At 66.3% G+C, this 17,620-nt stretch carries 16 protein-coding genes; 3 read left to right on the top strand and 13 right to left on the bottom strand.

The window, feature by feature from the left end:
- The first annotated feature begins 406 nt into the window (after nucleotides 1-406).
- On the top strand, nucleotides 407-1,522 hold the full coding sequence (locus DK389_RS03835) for a helix-turn-helix transcriptional regulator (protein WP_109887511.1): 1,116 nt from the start codon (nucleotides 407-409) through the stop codon (nucleotides 1,520-1,522).
- A gap of 674 nt (nucleotides 1,523-2,196) precedes the next feature.
- Here DK389_RS03835 and DK389_RS31975 read toward each other — a convergent pair.
- The 7 genes from DK389_RS31975 to DK389_RS03805 all read right to left on the bottom strand — a co-directional run bounded on the left by DK389_RS31975 (nucleotide 2,197) and on the right by DK389_RS03805 (nucleotide 8,908).
- Nucleotides 2,197-2,637, bottom strand: a complete 441-nt coding sequence (locus DK389_RS31975; RefSeq protein WP_162560475.1) for a hypothetical protein — start codon at nucleotides 2,635-2,637, stop codon at nucleotides 2,197-2,199.
- A gap of 548 nt (nucleotides 2,638-3,185) precedes the next feature.
- A complete protein-coding gene (groL, locus tag DK389_RS03830) occupies nucleotides 3,186-4,835 on the bottom strand; it encodes a chaperonin GroEL (protein ID WP_109887510.1) in 1,650 nt (549 codons plus the stop codon).
- Between the two features lie 91 nt (nucleotides 4,836-4,926).
- Nucleotides 4,927-5,214 (bottom strand): co-chaperone GroES, encoded by a 288-nt coding sequence (gene groES, locus DK389_RS03825; protein WP_109887509.1) that lies wholly within the window; start codon nucleotides 5,212-5,214, stop codon nucleotides 4,927-4,929.
- Between the two features lie 239 nt (nucleotides 5,215-5,453).
- The gene (locus tag DK389_RS03820; protein WP_109887508.1) at nucleotides 5,454-6,713 is read right to left on the bottom strand and encodes an extracellular catalytic domain type 1 short-chain-length polyhydroxyalkanoate depolymerase; all 1,260 of its coding nucleotides are present in this window, start codon (nucleotides 6,711-6,713) and stop codon (nucleotides 5,454-5,456) included.
- A gap of 79 nt (nucleotides 6,714-6,792) precedes the next feature.
- Complete coding sequence (locus DK389_RS03815) at nucleotides 6,793-7,212, bottom strand: CopG family transcriptional regulator (RefSeq protein WP_109887507.1); 420 nt, start codon at nucleotides 7,210-7,212, stop codon at nucleotides 6,793-6,795.
- Nucleotides 7,213-7,374: 162 nt separating this feature from the next.
- Nucleotides 7,375-8,049: a dienelactone hydrolase family protein gene (locus DK389_RS03810; RefSeq protein ID WP_109887506.1), complete on the bottom strand. Its 675-nt coding sequence runs from the start codon at nucleotides 8,047-8,049 to the stop codon at nucleotides 7,375-7,377.
- 607 nt (nucleotides 8,050-8,656) lie between these two features.
- Nucleotides 8,657-8,908 carry a hypothetical protein gene (locus DK389_RS03805; RefSeq protein ID WP_236960591.1) on the bottom strand — a complete coding sequence of 84 codons (252 nt, stop codon included), beginning with the start codon at nucleotides 8,906-8,908 and terminating at the stop codon, nucleotides 8,657-8,659.
- Between the two features lie 163 nt (nucleotides 8,909-9,071).
- On the opposite strand from DK389_RS03805, the gene DK389_RS03800 reads away from it, so the two are divergent.
- Nucleotides 9,072-9,428: a hypothetical protein gene (locus tag DK389_RS03800; protein ID WP_236960589.1), complete on the top strand. Its 357-nt coding sequence runs from the start codon at nucleotides 9,072-9,074 to the stop codon at nucleotides 9,426-9,428.
- 9 nt (nucleotides 9,429-9,437) lie between these two features.
- On the opposite strand, the gene DK389_RS03795 is transcribed toward DK389_RS03800, so the two are convergent.
- From DK389_RS03795 to DK389_RS03770, 6 genes are all read right to left on the bottom strand, one after another.
- Nucleotides 9,438-11,012 carry a SpoVR family protein gene (locus DK389_RS03795; RefSeq protein ID WP_109887505.1) on the bottom strand — a complete coding sequence of 525 codons (1,575 nt, stop codon included), beginning with the start codon at nucleotides 11,010-11,012 and terminating at the stop codon, nucleotides 9,438-9,440.
- Nucleotides 11,013-11,055: 43 nt separating this feature from the next.
- On the bottom strand, nucleotides 11,056-12,357 hold the full coding sequence (locus tag DK389_RS03790) for a YeaH/YhbH family protein (protein ID WP_109887504.1): 1,302 nt from the start codon (nucleotides 12,355-12,357) through the stop codon (nucleotides 11,056-11,058).
- 113 nt (nucleotides 12,358-12,470) lie between these two features.
- Nucleotides 12,471-14,423 (bottom strand): PrkA family serine protein kinase, encoded by a 1,953-nt coding sequence (locus tag DK389_RS03785; RefSeq protein ID WP_109887503.1) that lies wholly within the window; start codon nucleotides 14,421-14,423, stop codon nucleotides 12,471-12,473.
- Between the two features lie 231 nt (nucleotides 14,424-14,654).
- The gene (locus DK389_RS03780) at nucleotides 14,655-15,110 is read right to left on the bottom strand and encodes a 4-aminobutyrate aminotransferase (protein ID WP_109887502.1); all 456 of its coding nucleotides are present in this window, start codon (nucleotides 15,108-15,110) and stop codon (nucleotides 14,655-14,657) included.
- 126 nt (nucleotides 15,111-15,236) lie between these two features.
- Nucleotides 15,237-15,656, bottom strand: a complete 420-nt coding sequence (locus DK389_RS03775) for a hypothetical protein (protein WP_236960587.1) — start codon at nucleotides 15,654-15,656, stop codon at nucleotides 15,237-15,239.
- 212 nt (nucleotides 15,657-15,868) lie between these two features.
- Nucleotides 15,869-16,576, bottom strand: coding sequence for a glutathione S-transferase N-terminal domain-containing protein (locus DK389_RS03770; RefSeq protein ID WP_109887501.1), 708 nt, complete (start codon nucleotides 16,574-16,576; stop codon nucleotides 15,869-15,871).
- A 143-nt stretch (nucleotides 16,577-16,719) separates the two neighbouring features.
- Here DK389_RS03770 and DK389_RS03765 point away from each other — a divergent pair, with 143 nt between their 5' ends.
- Nucleotides 16,720-17,613 carry an alpha/beta hydrolase gene (locus DK389_RS03765; RefSeq protein ID WP_109887500.1) on the top strand — a complete coding sequence of 298 codons (894 nt, stop codon included), beginning with the start codon at nucleotides 16,720-16,722 and terminating at the stop codon, nucleotides 17,611-17,613.
- Nucleotides 17,614-17,620: the final 7 nt, after the last annotated feature.

Here is a 17,620-nt window from a genome sequence, read left to right as displayed (position 1 = left end):
CGCTACAAGCAGACGGGTCATTAGACGTCCCCTCAGTTGCAGCCGCCACATTCGGCGTGGGCCAGCGTGGGAGCAAGCGTGAGAACGGCGACACTCGTGCCGAGCACAGCCAGGGTGAGCACGAGGGCGGCGAGGAAGCGGGTCATAGGGTCCTCTCCTCAGCAGTTCAAGCACTCGGCATGCGCCGGCGTGTGCGAGAGGGTCAGGGTGGCAGTGACACTGGCCCCGAGAAGCAGGGCGGCGAGAAGAACGCGGGAGAGGAAGCGCATCGAGGTTCCCGAGGTTCAGGCCGAGCGCTGATACTCGCCCGTCGCCGCGAAGTTATCAGTGTGCGGCTTTGATGCCATATCCCATTTGAGGTATGCGCAGTTATCGTGGCCCGGCGGCGCCCGGGTATGACTGCACGATGAACTTCTCCGCTTGGAACGATGCGATCGACACTATCTACGCCGCTGCCGCGGCCCCGAACCTCTGGCCGAACACACTCCAGACAATCGCTGAGTTGCTCGATGCGCGCGGCGCCCTTCTGCTCTATCGGCATGACAATGGGCGTTTCGGCGTAATTGTCTCGCCCACTCTCGTGATGATGGCCAAAGAGTATGACGAGCACTGGCAGCATCTCGACGTGCGCGCCGACCGCGTCTTCCAAGCCATCGCCAGTGGATCCCGCGATGTCTGGGCAGACCACACCATCTTCACCGACGAGGAGGTGGCGCGCCTGCCGATCTACCAGCAGTTTCTGCTGCCACACGGCATCTGCTGGGGCATGACGGTGCCGGTGTCGCCCTCTCCGGCTGTCCACGTCATCCTCACGCTGCTGCGGGCCCGAGAGAAGCCCGGCTACTCCGACGCGTTGCAGAATCAGCTTCTGGCGCTCAGCCGCCACGTCGAACGCTCGCTCAGCCTCTCGATCCGTCTGATGGATGCCGAGGCTGAGCGCGTCGGGCTGGCAGCAGCGCTCGACCGAATCGACTGCGGCGTCTTGGTTTTGGGGGCGGACCAGCGCGTGCTGCTTGCAAACCGCATGGCGGATCGGCTGCTCGGCTCAGGGCTCGCGATATCAAGCGGACGTCTGCGCGTCACAGACCGAGCCGCGAACCAAGTCTTTCAGGACCGTCTTGCCGCCGTTGAGAGCGGCACGGTGCCAGGGCCCGAGGCGCAAGAGCCACTGATCGTGCCGAACGGAGAGCGCGGCCTCATCGTGCAGGTCCTGCCGCTGCCTACATCGATCGACGTCCCTGCGCTGCAGACAGCGAGCGCCATCGTTCTGGTGCAGGATCCAGCCCGTGAGCGGCCCTTCGACCCGGCCGTGGTGCGAGACGCGTTCAAGCTGACGTTGGGCGAGGCGCGGCTAGCAGTCCTCGTCGGCGCAGGTGCGGCTCCGGCTGACGCTGCGGAGACCCTCGGCATCGCATTGCCGACGGCGCGGACCGTGCTCAAGCGCGTGTTTGAGAAGACGGGCGTGTCGCGCCAGAGCGAGCTTGCTGCGCTCATGGGCAAGCTGTTCATGCTGCGCCAGTAGTAAGTTCATGCCGCCAACTGACGTCACCAGGGACGAGCCCGCATCGCAGCCAGACTTCCCTCGGTTGCATTGAGGCGTGCCTGTAGCGCGCGTTCGCATAAGTCTGCTTCCCTCACGAGTCTTGCTATCGTTGGCCAATCCTGGGCTGCTTCCTGCCAAACGATGGCGGCCGGGAACGCGAGCTTCATTGAGTTTTAGAGCGCCGCTGGAACACGTATGCGTCTTGTGCATGCTCTAGCTTGTCCATTGAGGTGGCAACGAGAACGTTCCGGCTGCGGCCGCCAAGCTCGCCGCCGAAGCGAGCCCTCGCGCAGCACCGACGCTGCAAGACGATGAGCCCTGCCAGATCCTGATGGGGCTCCTTTTTGCGTCTGCGGGCTGCTCAAGAGCTGCGAGGATCAGGTGATCTGCAGAGCCGTTGATCTGACGCACGGTCCGCTTCCCCCCGCGGCCGTGCTTTTGGTCCCCAGAGACGACCTTTAGCCCCGGCCCCGCCGGGGTTTTTCTTTGCGCGCTAAGCCCAAGGGCGCAGGCTGATCGCCGATTGAGCGTCATGGAGCTCCAAGCTTCCCTCACAGCATGGATCTTCTGGCGCCCCTTCCTGAATGCTGGTCCTCCCAGAAAGAGCCAAGCCCCCGAAGCCGAAGCGACTTGGTCGCGGAACTGCTACCGCTTCACGAACCCGATGTTGGCAGCCACCGCCCCCAACCGATCGGGCTCCCGTTCCTTGCGCGGCTTTCCACCGGTTCCCTCCTGCCGTGCCTGGGCTTGCAGGCGGTCACAGTCCTCATGAGGCCAATTTCGCGAACCGTGCGATGATGGTTGAGCGACAAGAGGAGATTGATCATGGCCTCGGAGAAGAAGCACGGAAACCGCGAAGCTAAGAAGCCGAAGAAGCTAGTACCGAAGACGATCGCGGCAGCGCCATCCACGAAGGACATGGTCAGCGCGGCCGTCAAATCGGCCAACAGGAAATAGGCTTCGTCACTTCGGGCCTGGTCGATGACCTCAGCCCGGTGAAGGGGACGAACATGATGATTTCCGCACCTGCGGACGGTCATCTGCGCCAGGTCCTCAACCGCCGCAGCGAGTGGTGGATGAGGACGCGCGATCACCCGAATTGCTTCTCGCCATCGGCTCAAGCTGGCCCCATGCGGCTCGGAATGCTTGTCATCGCAGCATTCACCTCCCTCTCGATGCTCACCGCAACGCCGGTGGCAGCCACGCCAGGGCTGCCCAGGCTTCAGCCCCGCGCTGCGGCGGTGCTCAACGGACTCGAATGGGGGACGAGCTTAGGTGGAGCCGACTGCAAGCGCCGGGACTGCTCAACGGATTTCGCTCTGTCCATGGAGCTCAAGGAGCGGCCTGCGGGCACGCCCGAGCAGCGCCTGCGCGGTGAAGTCGCTCGGACGGATCATCCTGGCGGCCCTGGGCGGCTCGTGGGGTCGATCCACCGTGCCGGCCGAATCTGGACGGCGCGACGGGACCGCGGCTTCGTCGGCCTCGTGGAGATCGGCGAGCGCGACTTGTGGCTCTGGCTCGTCTCGCCTGCCGATCGCGATAGAGAGGAAGGCGACTGGGAGGAAACCGGCTTTGGGTCCATGCCGGGAGTAGACCGGCCGCCGCGAGGCGGCCGGTCTGGTTGGATTGATGCTGGTCGGCTTCAGAAGTCCATGCCGCCCATGCCACCCATGCCGCCGCCGCCCGGCATCGGGGGAGGCGCGTCCTTCTTCGGGGCATCGGCAACCATCGCCTCGGTGGTGACGAGGAGGCCGGCGACGGAGGCGGCACCCTGGAGCGCCGTGCGCACGACCTTGGCCGGGTCGACGATGCCCGCCTGCAGCATGTCCACGTACTCTTCGGTCTGGGCGTTGAAGCCGTAGGTCTCGGAGCCCTCGTTGTCGGTGATCTTGCCGACCACGATGGAGCCCTCGACGCCCGCGTTCTGGGCGATCTGACGGACCGGAGCCTCAAGCGCCTTGAGGACGATCTTGATGCCGGCCGCCACGTCCGCGTTGTCGCTCGAGAGGGCGGAGACCGCCTTCCTGGCGCGGAGCAGCGCGGTGCCGCCGCCGGGGACGATGCCCTCTTCCACCGCGGCGCGGGTGGCATGCAGCGCATCCTCCACCCGATCCTTCTTCTCCTTGACCTCGACCTCGGTCGAACCACCGACGCGGATGATTGCAACACCGCCCGCGAGCTTGGCCAGACGCTCCTGGAGCTTCTCGCGGTCGTAGTCCGAGGTGGTCTCCTCGATCTGCGCCTTGATCTGCCCGACCCGGGCCTCGATGTCCGCCTTCTCGCCGGCACCGTCGATGATCGTGGTGTTCTCCTTCTCGATACGCACCCGCTTGGCGCGGCCGAGCATGTCGAGCGTGACGTTCTCAAGCTTGATGCCGAGGTCTTCCGAAATTGTTTGTCCCTTGGTTAGCACCGCAATATCTTCCAGCATGGCCTTGCGGCGGTCGCCGAAGCCGGGCGCCTTGACGGCCGCGACCTTGAGGCCGCCGCGCAGCTTGTTCACGACGAGGGTGGCCAGCGCCTCGCCCTCGATGTCCTCGGCGATGATGAGGAGCGGCTTGCCCGTCTGCACCACGGCCTCGAGAATAGGGAGGAGTGCTTGGAGTGAGGACAGCTTCTTCTCGTGGATGAGGATGTAGGGGTCATCCAGATCGGCGACCATCTTCTCCGCGTTCGTGATGAAGTAGGGAGAGAGGTAGCCGCGGTCGAACTGCATGCCCTCGACGACGTCGAGCTCGGTCTCGGCGGTCTTGGCTTCCTCAGCCGTGATCACGCCCTCGTTGCCCACCTTCTGCATGGCCTCGGCGATCATCTCGCCGATCTCCTTGTCGCCGTTCGCCGAGATCGTGCCGACCTGGGCGATTTCCTCGGACGAGGCGACCTTCTTGGCGCGGCCCGTGATGTCCTTGACGGCGGCCTGCGTGGCGAGGTCGATGCCGCGCTTCAGGTCCATCGGGTTCATGCCGGCGGCGACGTACTTGGCGCCCTCACGGACGATCGACGCGGCCAGCACGGTCGCGGTGGTGGTGCCATCGCCCGCCAGATCACTCGATTTCGAAGCCACCTCGCGCACCATCTGCGCGCCCATGTTCTCGAACTTGTCGGCGAGCTCGATCTCCTTGGCGACGGTGACGCCGTCCTTGGTGATGCGGGGAGCGCCGAAGCTCTTCTCGATCACGACGTTGCGGCCCTTCGGGCCGAGCGTCACCTTCACGGCATTGGCGAGAAGCTCGACACCATGCAGCATCTTCTCGCGGGCATCCGACGAGAAGCGTACATCTTTGGCAGCCATAGGGTAGATCCTCTTTGTTAAGTTTCAGCCCCAAGGCACCCAGAGGGGCAGCCTCAAAGGGCAATGGTCACGAGATCGTGGAGCGGCCGCCTCAGGCGACGACGCCCATGATGTCGGATTCCTTCATGATCAGGAAATCCTGGCCGTCGATCTTGACCTCGGTGCCCGACCACTTGCCGAACAGCACGCGGTCGCCGGCCTTCACGTCGAGAGGCGTCACGCGGCCCTGCTCGTCGCGGGCGCCGGGCCCGACGGCGACGATCTCGCCCTCCTGCGGCTTCTCCTTGGCGGTATCCGGGATGATGATGCCGCCCTTGGTCTTCTCCTCGCCCTCGATGCGGCGGACGACAACACGGTCGTGCAACGGACGGAACTTCATGGGGCCTCCGGCTTCCTGCCTGAACGGTGAGCGGCTTGTCAGCGCCGTTTGAGAGGGGCAAACGCCCCTCCTGCGGAGAGCTTAGCACTCGTCGCGGACGAGTGCTAACGATTGTGGGCCGAATTCGCTCACCGTGTCTAAGCTGACCGTTTGCGGCGTCCGCTCAGCGCGCCTCTGATGTGCTCCAGCCAAGACGCGAGATGTGATCTCCTGCTGATCTGACGTGCGCCCTACGGACTTCAGTGCCGTGTCTGGGCAGCTGTGCTTGCGTGAGCCAGGAAGAAGCGCAACATCTCCAGACTCGCATCGGGGCCGCGCGGGTCGGTGTACGTCCCGCTCTCACTGCCCCCCGACCAGGCGTGCCCGGCACCGTGCAGGGTCCACTGCTCCAACAGCGCCGGCTCGCCGCGTTCGCGCTGAACCGTGCATGTGTAGGCCATCCCGCCCTCGGATGTACCCCGAGTGACCGCTGCATCCAGCGTCCTGCCGGGCGCTGCTTGGGCGATGACCCGGTCACCGTTGACGGGATTGACCGTGCGGTCGGCGTCGCCGTGAAAGACAATGGTTGGCACCGTGCGTCGCGTGCCTCTCGGCTGGACCGCACCTCCTCCGTTCATGGCCGCAAACGCGGAGGGCATGTCCTTGGCCGCGCCGGAGGGAAGCCCCGAATGCACCCCGACTGCCGCGAACAGATCGGGGTAGGTCGCCGCCAAGATCGCCGCAGCCGCGCCGCCGGCCGAGAGTCCCGCGGCATAGATCCGAGTCGGATCGGCCGAGAACTCGCGGATGACCTCACGGGCGATGCCGGCGATCAGCGAGGGCTCGCCGGCATCGCGCTGCTGATCAGACACGTTGAACCAGTTCCAGCACTTCTGCATGTTGGCCGACTGTGTTTGGCCTGGGTACACCACCAAGAAGGTTTGCTCCTCGGCAAGCTCATTCATCCGCGTGCCGGCAGCGAAGTCGTCGGGTGACTGGGTGCAGCCGTGCAGCATGATCACGACAGGAAGCGCCTGGCCCGTGTAGCCACTCGGGACGTAGACCTTGTAGGGCCGGCTCCCCGCCCCGTTGGAGAAGCTGCGCTCCTCGAACCGCGCTCCATCCGGTACCGGGATTGGGAGACGTTGCGGCGCTCCGAGGCCGTCCCCGAGGCCGGGCATTGAGCTCATCTTGGGGAAGCGCTCGCGTAAGGATCGTAGTGTCTCCGCGAGCCCCTGCCGTTCTGAGGCGGCCGCTCTGCCAATCGGCGCATCACCGACGCCCGCCTTTCCGGAGCCGGGCGCCGTCCAGGCTCCTCGCGGAGTCGAGGGTGCGACCATGTCGATGGTCGGCCATGAGCGCGCGGCACTGCCTCCGGTGCGGGGCGCTGCCTTTTGCGTGGCTGCTTGTGGGTTGGCGGTTGCCGGGCGCCCCTGAAGCAGTGCCATTGCCTCAGTCAGCTGGCCGGCCCGGGTGAGGCGGGTCACCTCGGCCATGTCGATGGTGGAGAATGCGTTCATGGTCATGATCCTGGATAAGGTGGATGAGCCAGCGCAGGAGGACTGGCCTTCACCGCGAAAGGGCAGGGAGGGTGAGGGGTCAGGCGGTACGGTCGGCCAGCGCCGCCTTGACCGCCGGTGAGGCGTGAAAGGCGCCGAGGACCTCGACCGAGGCGATGGCTTCGCGGGCGAGCTCGGGAGTGACGTCCAGGGCGATGCTGGCGAGGCCGAGAACGTGGATGTGAAGCGGTGTGCCAGCGTCCCTGGCCGCCTCCAGATCCTGCCGCGTGTACTGGGACAGACCGAGAGTTAGCTGCTTGCGGGCCACGGACTGGCGGACAGCGTCGCCCTGGCGCTCGAGCTGGTTGCGCACGGCGGTGCGGATGAAATCGGCTCGGTTGGCGTAGAAGCCGTCGCGAACCATCAGGTCGATACGGCCGAGATCAACGAAGCCGAGATTGATCGTCAGCTTCTCGCTCTCGGGCGCTCTCGGCCGAAGCTCCCGCAAATTGTCTGTCATCCTGCTGCCATCCTTATACCATCCCACTGGATGGTCTAAAGATGGTGCCGCGTACCGGCACCGCAAGGGGCTTCGGATTTTCGCTATCGAATTGTCTCACGCGAGCCCTGAGAACTGACGGCAGATTCAGGCGTGTGAAGGAGCAGTCCCGCCGAAGCGATCTCAGGCATGCTTCAGGCCGAGATGTCGGTCCAAAAAGGTCGTCACCTGGGCAGCCGAACCAAACTGCGCCGTTCCCGTGAAGCCATGCCCTTGCCCAGGGTAGATCTGGATCTCGTAAGGTGTGTCCTGCTGCTTCAGGAGACGCTCGATCGCGTACGCCTGCGCGACGGGCACGATCGGATCCGAGGCGCCGTGCAGGATCAGGGTTGGCGGCAGCCGCGGCCGACGGGCGGCTAGGCCCTCAGGCAGCGGGCCAAAGTAGTCCACGATCGCTTTGACCGGGGCGTCAGATGCAGCAACCTCGAACGCCAGCGCTGCTCCGAGCGAAACTCCTACGATCCCGAGCCGCCGCGCATCGACACTCGGCTGCAGGGCAAGCCAGCTCACGCCATCTCGCACGGTGGTGGCCCAGAGCGGAAATTCCTGGCGCAGCCGCGAGTAGGCGACACGCCGGCCGCCCGTGCGGTCGAGGTAGTGCAAGAAGGCGACGTGATAGCCCGAGGCCGAGATTGTGCGAGCCGCGAGGCGGTAGCCTTCCGCATAGGTCAGCCCGTCTGCACCGTGCAGGAGCAGAACGGCCGGGCCGTTCGTGCCTGTGCCTCCTGCTGCAGAGCCGCCCGAGGCGGCAAACCACTCGACCTCGATGCGCTGGCCGTGACTCGTGAAGCTCTGCATGCCTCGCGCGGTACTCCTGGTGAGGCTGCGCCCGGCCGCCGAGCCGGTGGCGCATGGCCAGCATCAACTCTCACCGCGGATTGAGGATGCATCCGGCTGCCCAATGCCGAGGGTCAGCCGTTCGCGACGCGGCGGCCGGGTCGCGGCAACATCTGCTGCGGGGGGACTGCCAGGACTACGGCCCGGCTATGATAGGAGAATTACGGTGTTGTCTGTCTCCTTCTCCTTCTCGGTCGTGAGTGGTCCCGGGGGAGGGGGCACAGGCCGCCCTGGTGCGGTCTCATGCGCCGACCTTCTCGGCACCATCGGCGTGTCTTCCCTCTGCTGCGTCACTTTACTGCCGATCCGCAGATCCTGCTCGCAATCGGTGTCCGCTTGTGATGGTGACGCACCGACTCCCCGCAATACTACCCACACGAAGCCGTGAGGAGTGAAATAATGCAGCAGATTCAGGCGCTTGCCTGAATGGATGCGTGTTCTGGGGGACTGGGGGTCGGAGGTTCGAATCCTCTCGCTCCGACCATTCGATCCTCCCCGCATCCTTTGGATCGATCGCCGCTCCGCGAAGCGGCCCACCACCTCGCGCTCGGACGGTTCGTTGCCTCCATCACGGCGTCTTGGTGCCGATGGCGACGCAAGCCCTCACCATCTCTTCCAGGCGCAGATCCTTGGTGTCGCCGATATTGGCGGTCTCCTCCAGGCAACGCATGAAGAAGCGGTTGTCGAGTTCCGGCGACAGCGCGACGAACGCCTTGCCCATCCGGTTCGTGAAGTCGATCTTCTCCTGCATGCTGGCTTTCGGCCAAAGCGATGCCTTGTCGTCCATGGTGAGCAGGGCAGATTGCGCAGATGAGGCCACCCAGATCGTCCCTAATAATGATATTATAAACGACCTTATCACATCATTCTCCTCGCATCCGGTCATTTCGACTGATTCGCGTCTGGACGTGAGAAGTCAATCCTGGCTCTATCCGTCCGGATGATCGGTGCCGCACTCGCGCCGATCGGGAGGAAACACGACGATGGCTGTGATGCGTCTGGCGGCTCTGATGTGGCTCGCTGCGACCCTCGGCGGCGCCTCCATGGAAGCGCCGGACGGCGCGGCGGCACCGAAGGGCGAGACCGCGGCGAAGCTCGCCGGCCTCGCCGGCTTCGTGAACCTGTCCTGCCCGGACCTTCGCAGCGATCCGGAGCGCCTCAAGGCCGTCATCCACTCCCTCGGCTACGAGATGACCGATCTGGAGCGGGGGACGATCAGGCTCTCCGCGCACGGCTACATGGAAGCCTACCGGAGGAACGTGCCGGAGAGCTGCGCGCGGGCCGCCGCCTTGTTCGGGCAGACGGGGAGCGTCGTGCCCGGCCTCGTCGTGCCGCGCTGAGGCGCTGCCTCAGAAGAAGATCGGCCGCGCGCTCGCCGTGTGCTCGGCGAGCACCGCGCCGGTCGCCGGATCGACCTCCTTGAGGACCGTGTCGTAGCCCCAGAGGTCGGCGAGGTGCTGCAGGACGCGCCGGGCGTCGTCCTTCTGCAGGGTGATGCGATTGAGCGCCTTGTGATGGAGGATCAGGCGGCGGTCGCCCTCGAGGTCTACGTCGACCACCTCGATATCCGGGTCGAGCCACGCCACGTCGTATTGGCGGGCGAAGGAGCGGCGCAGGCGCCGATAGCCGCGCTCGTCGTGGATCGCCTCGACGCGCAACTCCGGCTCGTCGGGATCGTCGACGACGTGGAAGAGGCGCAGATCCCGGATCAGCTTCGGCGACAGGAACTGCGCGATGAAGCTCTCGTCGCGATAATTCTCCCAGACGTTGCGCAGGACGCCCATGCCGTCGCCGACGCCCGCGATCTCCGGGAACCAGGCCCGGTCCTCGTCGGTGGGATTCTCGGCGATGCGGGCGATGTCCTGCATCATCGCGAAGCCGATCGCATAGGGATTGTGCCCCCCGTAGGACCGGTCGTCGTAATTCGGCTGACGGATGACGTTGGTGTGCGATTGCAGGAATTCGAGGTAGGCGGCCTCGCCGATCTGCCCCTTCTCCGAGAGCGCGTTCATGATCCGGTAATGGACGTAGGTCGCGCAGCCCTCGTTCATCACCTTGGTCTGGCGCTGCGGGTAGAAATACTGCGCCACAAGCCGGACGATGCGCAGGATCTCGCGCTGCCAGGGCCGCAGCCGCGGCGCCACCTTCTCCAGGAAGTAGAGGATGTTCTCCTGCGGCAATTCGAGCAGCGCGCGGCGGCGCTCGGCCGCCGCGTCCGAGCGCGTGGCGCCGGGCTTCGAGGGGAGGGTGCGCCAGAGATCGTTGTAGATCTGCTCGCCGTGCTCGATCCGCTCGCGCTCGCGGCGCTGCTCGGAGGCGAGGTCGGGCCGCTTCTTGCGGGGATAGCGGTGCACCCCCTGGCTCATCAGGGCGTGCGCGGCGTCGAGCACCTGCTCGACCGCCTGATGGCCGTGGCGCTCCTCGCAGCGGCTGATGAAGCCCTTGGCGAAGTCGAGATAGTCGAGGATGCCCTCGGCGTCGGTCCACTGCCGGAACAGGTAATTGTTCTTGAAGAAATGGTTGTGGCCGAAGGCGGCGTGGGCGATCACGAGCGTCTGCATCGTGGCCGTGTTCTCCTCCATCACGTAGGAGATGCACGGGTCGGAATTGATCACGATCTCGTAGGCGAGCCCCATCAGCCCCCGGCGGTAGCCCGCCTCGTGCTGGGCGAAGTGCTTTCCGAACGACCAGTGCTTGTAGAACAGCGGCATGCCGATCGACGCGTAGGCGTCGAGCATCTGCTCGGCCGTGATGATCTCGATCTGGTTCGGGTACCAGGACAAGCCGAGTTCCGGCCCCGCGATCGCCTCGCAGGCATCGTGGATGCGCCGGATCGTGTCGAAATCCCAGTCGTTGCCGGTGAACAGGGGCCCGGTCGATCCCGCGATCGTCCGGGACGTCGAGCGGCTCAGGCTGCCGACCATGAACGGGCCTCTCTCACTGTTACCCCCTCCGGTGAGGAGCGGCTCAAGCCTCGGCCTCCGTGCGCGCGTCCTTGCGCCCGAACAATTCGCGGAAGACCGGGTAGATCTCGCGGCGGTGGTTCACCTTGCGCATCGCGATGGCGCCGCCGGACTTGGCGATGCTCTCGTAGGTCCGCCACAGGGTGGTGCGGTGCTCGACGAAGCCCGCGCGCGGCCCGTTCTCGTCGCCGACCTCCAGGTAGGCGAAGTGCTGGCAGGCCGGCAGGATGTGGCTGCGCAGGAGCTCCGTGGAGGTCGGGCCGTCCGAGGAGACGTTGTCGCCGTCGGATGCCTGGGCGGCGTAGATGTTCCAGTCGTTCGGGTCGTAGCGCTCGGTGATGACGCGCTTCATCTCGACGAGCGCCGAGGAGACCAGGGTGCCCCCTGTCTCGCGGGAGCCGAAGAAGGTCTCCTCGTCGACCTCCGTTGCCCGGTCGGTGTGGCGGATGAAGACGATCTCAACGTGCCGGTAGCGGCGCGTCAGGAAGATGTGCAGCAGAATGTAGAACCGCTTGGCGAGGTCCTTCATATGCTCGGTCATCGAGCCGGACACGTCCATCAGGCAGAACATCACCGCCTGCGCCACGGGCCGCGGATACGGCTCGAAGCGGCGGTAGCGCAGATCGATCGGATCGACGTAGGGGATGCGCTTGGAGCGCTCGCGGAGCAGTTCGAGGCTGAGCTTGAGGTCGGGCAGGGCGGGGTCGCCCTCGCGCAGCCCGGCGATCCGGGCCTCCAGCGCGGCGAGCTCGTCCGGCTTCGGGCGCTTCAGCGCAATGCGGCGCGACATCGAGTTGCGCAGGGTCCGGGTCAGGGCGAGATTCGCGGGCGAGCCGGTTACCGTGTAGCCGGCGCGGCGCAGGCCTTCCGTCTCCACGACGGCGAGGCGCCGCTTGGCGAGGTCCGGCAGTTCCAGATCCTCCAGGAAGAGTTCGAGGAACTCCTCCCGGGTCAGCACGAACTGGAAGGCATCCTCGCTGTTCTCGCCACCCTCGCCGCCCTCTCCGGCGCCGCCCCCGCCGCCGCCACCCGGCGGGCGCTCGATCAGGTCGCCCTCCACGTAGGTCTTGTTGCCGGGCAGGATGTGGTCCTGCAGGCCGCTGCCGGGCTGGCGGGAGAAGCGGGGCTCCCGCACCCCGTCGACGGGCACGGAGACGCGACCGTCCTTGCCGAGGTCCCGGATGTCCTTCTCGCGGGCGGATTCGCGCACCGCGCGTTGGGCGACATCCTTGACCCGGCGCAGGAAGCGCTGCCGATTGGCGAGGCTCTTGCCGCCTGGATTGAGCCGACGGTCGACGATGTGCATCCGGTGTCTACGCCTTCGCCCTCATGTCCCGACCGGTCCGTTCGTCCCGGCCGGTCGCCCGCAACGCTGGCGGCGGAGGGTTCTCCGGAACCGTGCCCCCGACGGGGGCGACCTCACCCCGCCTGCTTGACCCGCATGTACCACTCGACCAGGCGCCGAACCTGCCGCTCGGTGTAGCCGCGATCGACCATGCGCTCCACGAACTCGCCGTGCTTCTTCTCGGTCTCGCCGTCCTTCTTTGAACCAAAGGAGATGACGGGGAGCAGTTCCTCGACCTGGCTGAACATGCGCCGCTCGATCACCTCGCGCAGCTTCTCGTAGCTCGTCCAGCTCGGGTTGCGGCCGCCGTGCTGCGCGCGCGAGCGCAGGGCGAACTTCACGACCTCATTGCGGAAGTCCTTCGGGTTCGCGATGCCGGCCGGCTTCTCGATCTTGGTCAGCTCCTGGTTGAGGAGCTCGCGGTTGAGGAGCTGACCCGTCTCGGCGTCCTTGAAGTCCTGATCCTCGATCCAGGCGTCCGCATAGTCGATGTAGCGGTCGAACAGGTTCTGCCCGTAATCGTGGTAGGATTCGAGGTAGGCTTTCTGGATCTCGTGGCCGATGAACTCCGCGTAGCGCGGGGCGAGCTCGGACTTGATGAACTCCAGGTAGCGCTTCTCGGTCTCCGGCGGCAGCTGCTCGCGGCGGAGCGACTGCTCCAGCACGTACATCAGGTGCACGGGGTCTGCGGAGACCTCGGTGGTGTCGTGGTTGAAGGTCGCCGCGAGCACCTTGAAGGCGAAGCGGGTCGAGATCCCGTCCATGCCCTCGTCGACGCCGGCTGTGTCCTTGTATTCCTGCATCGAGCGGGCGCGCGGATCGACCTCGCGCAGGGACTCGCCGTCGTAGACCCGCATCTTCGAGAACAGATTCGAGTTGGCGTGCTCGCGCAGGCGGGAGAGCACCGAGAAGCGGGCCAGCATCTCGAGCGTGCCCGGGGCGCAGGCGGCGTCCGAGAGTTCCGAGCCCTTGATGAGCTTCTCGTAGATGTGCTGCTCCTCGTTGACGCGGAGGCAGTAGGGCACCTTGATGACGTAGATGCGGTCGATGAAGGCTTCGTTGTTCTTGTTGGTCTTGAAGCTTTGCCACTCGGCCTCGTTCGAGTGGGCGAGGATGACGCCCGTGAACGGGATCGCGCCGATGTTCTCGGTGCCGACGTAGTTGCCCTCCTGCGTCGCCGTGAGCAGCGGGTGCAGCATCTTGATCGGCGCCTTGAACATCTCGACGAATTCGAGGATGCCCTGGTTCGCCCGGTTCAGGCCGCCCGAGTAGGAATAGGCGTCGGGATCAGCCTGGCTCAGGGTCTCGAGGCGGCGGATGTCGACCTTGCCGACGAGCGAGGAGATGTCCTGGTTGTTCTCGTCGCCCGGCTCCGTCTTCGCCACCGCGATCTGGCGGAGCCGCGACGGTCGCACCTTGATGACCGTGAACTTCGAGATGTCGCCATTGAACTCGTCGAGGCGCTTGAGCGCCCAGGGACTCATCAGGCCGGTGAGGCGCCGCCGCGGGATGCCGTAGCGGTTCTGGATCTCCTCGCCCATCGTCTCGGGATCGAACAGGCCGAGCGGGCTCTCGAAGACCGGGGAGACCTCGTTGCCCGCCTTCAGCACGTAGATGGGGTGGACTTCCATCAGCGACTTCAGGCGCTCGGCGAGGGACGACTTGCCGCCGCCGACGGGGCCGAGGAGGTAGAGGATCTGCTTGCGCTCCTCCAAGCCCTGCGCCGCATGCCGGAAGAACGAGACGATCCTCTCGATCGTCTCTTCCATGCCGTAGAACTCGGCGAAGGCGGGGTAGGTGCGGATGGTCCGGTTCATGAAGATCCGGCCGAGGCGGGAATCCTTGGCCGTGTCGATGAACTCCGGCTTGCCGATCGCCGCGAGGATGCGCTCGGCGGCGCTCGCGTACATCAACGGCTCGTCGCGGCAGGCGTCGAGATACTCGGAGAGGCTCATCTCTGTGTCGCGCCGGGCCTCGTACCCGCGGGCGAAGCTCTGAAACAGGTCGTTCGTCGACTGCAACGGCATTCGATAACCCCTTTCACGACGAGGACAGCTTCATCCTGTCTCGCCTCGGATGCAACTGACAGGCCCGCTTTTGTCGCAGTGCGGTCAACACGCCGTGTCGGCGTGTGATGCTTGCAACACCGAGCCCGCCGCTGCCCCGCTCAGACGAAATGTCCGTTCCGGCGCGACACGGAGCTCCGTAGTCCAGCGCGCCGGAAATCTGTGCACAAGCTGAGCGAGCCTGCCCAAAAATCAGAGGTCGGTGCTCTCCTTCTTGGCATCGCCTTCTTTCTTCGATGGAGCCGCCTCGACCGTGATCCTGATATTCTGCTTCTGCACCTGACCGTCCGCGTTCTTGATCTCGAACGTCACCTCGTCCGAACCGGTAAAATTGGGCTTGGCTTGGTAGAACAGGGCCTGAACGGAGGCCTCCTTGTTCGGGCAGCGGAAACTCGCGGGCGTCTTCTGCTTTCCGGTCTTCGAGATCGTGGCGCCGTTCTTCGGGGCCACCGTGATCCGGAATTCCGGCATCGGCCCTTCCGAGCAATCCTTCTTGAGGTTCGGCGCGATGGCGAGGCGCACGGACTTGCCGCTCGCGACGGTCTCGCTCTTGGTGATCGTGGTCTGCGCTGTCGCCGAGGTGGCATGCGACGCGGCGAGGAGCAGGCTCGCGGTCATCAGGGCGACGAGCGGGCGCACGGCTGTCATAGGGCGGGTCTCCCACGCTCAGCTAACGTCCGGTCGGATTCCACCGCCGACGGGATCGATGCTGGCCCTTTCGATGTGGGGATGGCGCCGTCGGGCGTCGAGGTGAGGCCGCGGAATTCGGGCGGTCTATTCCTGAAGCACCGCCGCGACCGCCCCGGTCACGCGGGCGATCTGCGCGGCGTTGAACTCCCCGGCGAGGGCGAGGGCGAGACCCCGCTCGATCCGCTCGCGCTCCCCCACGTCGGCGATGGGTGTCGATGGGATCTCGCTCTCCTTGAGCCGGCACGCCTTCCGGATCGTCTCCGCGGCCCTGAGGAGGGTCTCGCGCTCGGCCGGGCTCAGGTCCCAAAGGGGGTTGCGCAGGCGGCTGATCACGCGGCGCGCGTCGCGGTACTCGCGGTCGACGGTGGTCAGGGCCTCGATCTGGCTGACGAGGAACATCAGCTCCAGCACCTCGGCCGCCGCGTCCGGGCAGATCCGGACGATCCGCATGACGCGGCTGATGAGCTCCTGGGTCGGCGACATCGGGCGACGGGGCGCGGTCATGGGCCGGTAACGCCGACGCAACCGCAAAGTTCGATCGACCGAGCCGCGAAAAGCGCGTCGGGGAAAGGAGATACGGCGCCGAGGGCCGTGACGGCCCTCGTTCGCGAGGGGGACCGCCCCCTGTCCCCGGTGCCGACGCGGATGCTCCGGCGCCGGGGATGTGTGATCTGAGAACGTCCGTTGTGGATGCCCGGGTCCCGCGGGGCGGCCGGTCAGCGGAGCGTGTTCGCGGCGGTCTGTCCGAACATCACCTTCTTGGCGTCCGCGCTCATCGGCTGGCCGTAGTTCGGATTCACCTCCACGGCGCGGGCATAAGCCGCCTTGGTGGCCGGCCGCTCCTCGATCGCCTCGAACCAGCGCTTCAGGTTCCGGTGATCGTCGAGATTCTGTCCCTGCTTCTCCCAGGGCACGATCCACGGATAGGCCGCCATGTCGGCGATGGTATAGTCCGCGCCCGCCACGAAGGGCCGGTCGGCGAGACGGCGGTCGAGGACGCCATAGAGGCGGTTGGTCTCGTTGAGGTAGCGGTCGATCGCGTAGGGCACCTTCTCGGGCGCGTACTGGGTGAAATGGTGGTTCTGGCCGAGCATCGGCCCGAGGCCGCCCATCTGCCAGAACAGCCATTGCAGCGTCTCGGCCCGGCCGCGCAGGTCCGCGGGCAGGAAGCGCCCGGTCTTCTCGGCGAGGTAGAGAAGGATCGCGCCCGACTCGAAGAGCGACAGCGGCGCTCCACCACCGTCCGGCTCGTGGTCGATGATGGCCGGCATGCGATTGTTCGGCGCGATCTTCAGGAAGTCGGGCTGGAACTGCTCGCCCTGGCCGATATTCACCGGCCGGATCCTGTAGGGAAGGCCCGTCTCCTCCAGGAACAGCGTCACCTTATGACCGTTCGGCGTCGGCCAGTAATAGAGATCGATCATCGGGACTCCCGGACTCTCGCGTCGCGCCCTCGCGGCGCAGGTGGGACGCATCCGTACCGAGGTCAAGCCGGCGCCGCGCCTCCCTTGGACCGACCCGCGTCCCGTGACAGCCTCGGCGGCCGCGTCTGGCGGGGAGAAGCGAGATGGCGTCATCCGAGATCGACCGCGTGCGCGCACTCCTCGTGTCGCGCCCGCGCCCGAGTGACCTCGCCGAGCGCCGCGAGAGGCTCGACTGGCTCGGAAGCCTCTCGACGATGCCCGGGGACGTGCGGGTCGAGCCGGCGGAAGCCGGCGGGGTCCCCGCGGAGTGGACCTCCACGCCCGGCGCGGACCCCGCCCGGGTGCTCCTGTTCCTGCACGGCGGCGGATACGTCTCGGGCTCGCTCGCGAGCCACCGGGTCATGGTCGCCGAGGCCGGCCGCGAGGCCCGGGCGCGGACGCTCGCACTCGCCTACCGGCTCGCCCCCGAGCACCCGTTCCCGGCAGCGCTCGAGGACGCCCTCGCGGCGTACCGGTTCCTTCTTGGCTCTGGCATCGCGGCGGAGCGCATCTGCCTCGGTGGCGAGAGCGCGGGCGGCGGCCTCGCGCTCGCGACCCTGATCCGCCTCCGGGAGGCGGGGGAGCCACTGCCGGGCTGCCTCTGGTGCGCCTCGCCTTGGGCCGACTTGGAGATGAGCGGCGCCAGCATCGAGACGAAGGACGCGGTCGACCCGATCATCCACCGCCCCTATCTCGCCGAACTGGCCACCGCCTACCTGAACGGAGCCGACCCGCGCGGGCCCCTCGTCTCGCCGCTCCATGCCGACTTGGCGCGCCTCCCACCGACGCTGATCCAGGTCGGCTCGGCCGAGACCCTCCTCGACGATTCCGTTCGCCTCGCGGGTGCGCTGGCGGCAGCCGACGTCGCCGTGACCCTCTCGGTCTGGCCGCACATGATCCACGCCTGGCACCTGTTCCACCAACAGCTCGCGCAGGGACGCGCCTCGCTCGCGCAGCTCGGCCGTTTCGTCCGGAACCATCTGGCCGAAGAGGTTTGAGACTCGC

The organism is Methylobacterium durans (genome assembly GCF_003173715.1).
GTDB classification, from domain to species: domain Bacteria; phylum Pseudomonadota; class Alphaproteobacteria; order Rhizobiales; family Beijerinckiaceae; genus Methylobacterium; species Methylobacterium durans.
The sequence above is the reverse complement of the archived record's forward strand: the minus strand, read 5'-3'. Positions and strand labels throughout refer to the sequence as shown.

Coding starts and splice junctions, on each gene's coding strand:
- DK389_RS03835 (WP_109887511.1), top strand. CDS start 407: ATGAACTTCTCCGCTTGGAACGATGCGATCGACACTATCTACGCCGCT.
- groL (WP_109887510.1), bottom strand. CDS start 4,835: ATGGCTGCCAAAGATGTACGCTTCTCGTCGGATGCCCGCGAGAAGATG.
- groES (WP_109887509.1), bottom strand. CDS start 5,214: ATGAAGTTCCGTCCGTTGCACGACCGTGTTGTCGTCCGCCGCATCGAG.
- DK389_RS03820 (WP_109887508.1), bottom strand. CDS start 6,713: ATGAACGCATTCTCCACCATCGACATGGCCGAGGTGACCCGCCTCACC.
- DK389_RS03815 (WP_109887507.1), bottom strand. CDS start 7,212: ATGACAGACAATTTGCGGGAGCTTCGGCCGAGAGCGCCCGAGAGCGAG.
- DK389_RS03810 (WP_109887506.1), bottom strand. CDS start 8,049: ATGCAGAGCTTCACGAGTCACGGCCAGCGCATCGAGGTCGAGTGGTTT.
- DK389_RS03800 (WP_236960589.1), top strand. CDS start 9,072: ATGGCTGTGATGCGTCTGGCGGCTCTGATGTGGCTCGCTGCGACCCTC.
- DK389_RS03795 (WP_109887505.1), bottom strand. CDS start 11,012: ATGGTCGGCAGCCTGAGCCGCTCGACGTCCCGGACGATCGCGGGATCG.
- DK389_RS03790 (WP_109887504.1), bottom strand. CDS start 12,357: ATGCACATCGTCGACCGTCGGCTCAATCCAGGCGGCAAGAGCCTCGCC.
- DK389_RS03785 (WP_109887503.1), bottom strand. CDS start 14,423: ATGCCGTTGCAGTCGACGAACGACCTGTTTCAGAGCTTCGCCCGCGGG.
- DK389_RS03780 (WP_109887502.1), bottom strand. CDS start 15,110: ATGACAGCCGTGCGCCCGCTCGTCGCCCTGATGACCGCGAGCCTGCTC.
- DK389_RS03775 (WP_236960587.1), bottom strand. CDS start 15,656: ATGACCGCGCCCCGTCGCCCGATGTCGCCGACCCAGGAGCTCATCAGC.
- DK389_RS03770 (WP_109887501.1), bottom strand. CDS start 16,576: ATGATCGATCTCTATTACTGGCCGACGCCGAACGGTCATAAGGTGACG.
- DK389_RS03765 (WP_109887500.1), top strand. CDS start 16,720: ATGGCGTCATCCGAGATCGACCGCGTGCGCGCACTCCTCGTGTCGCGC.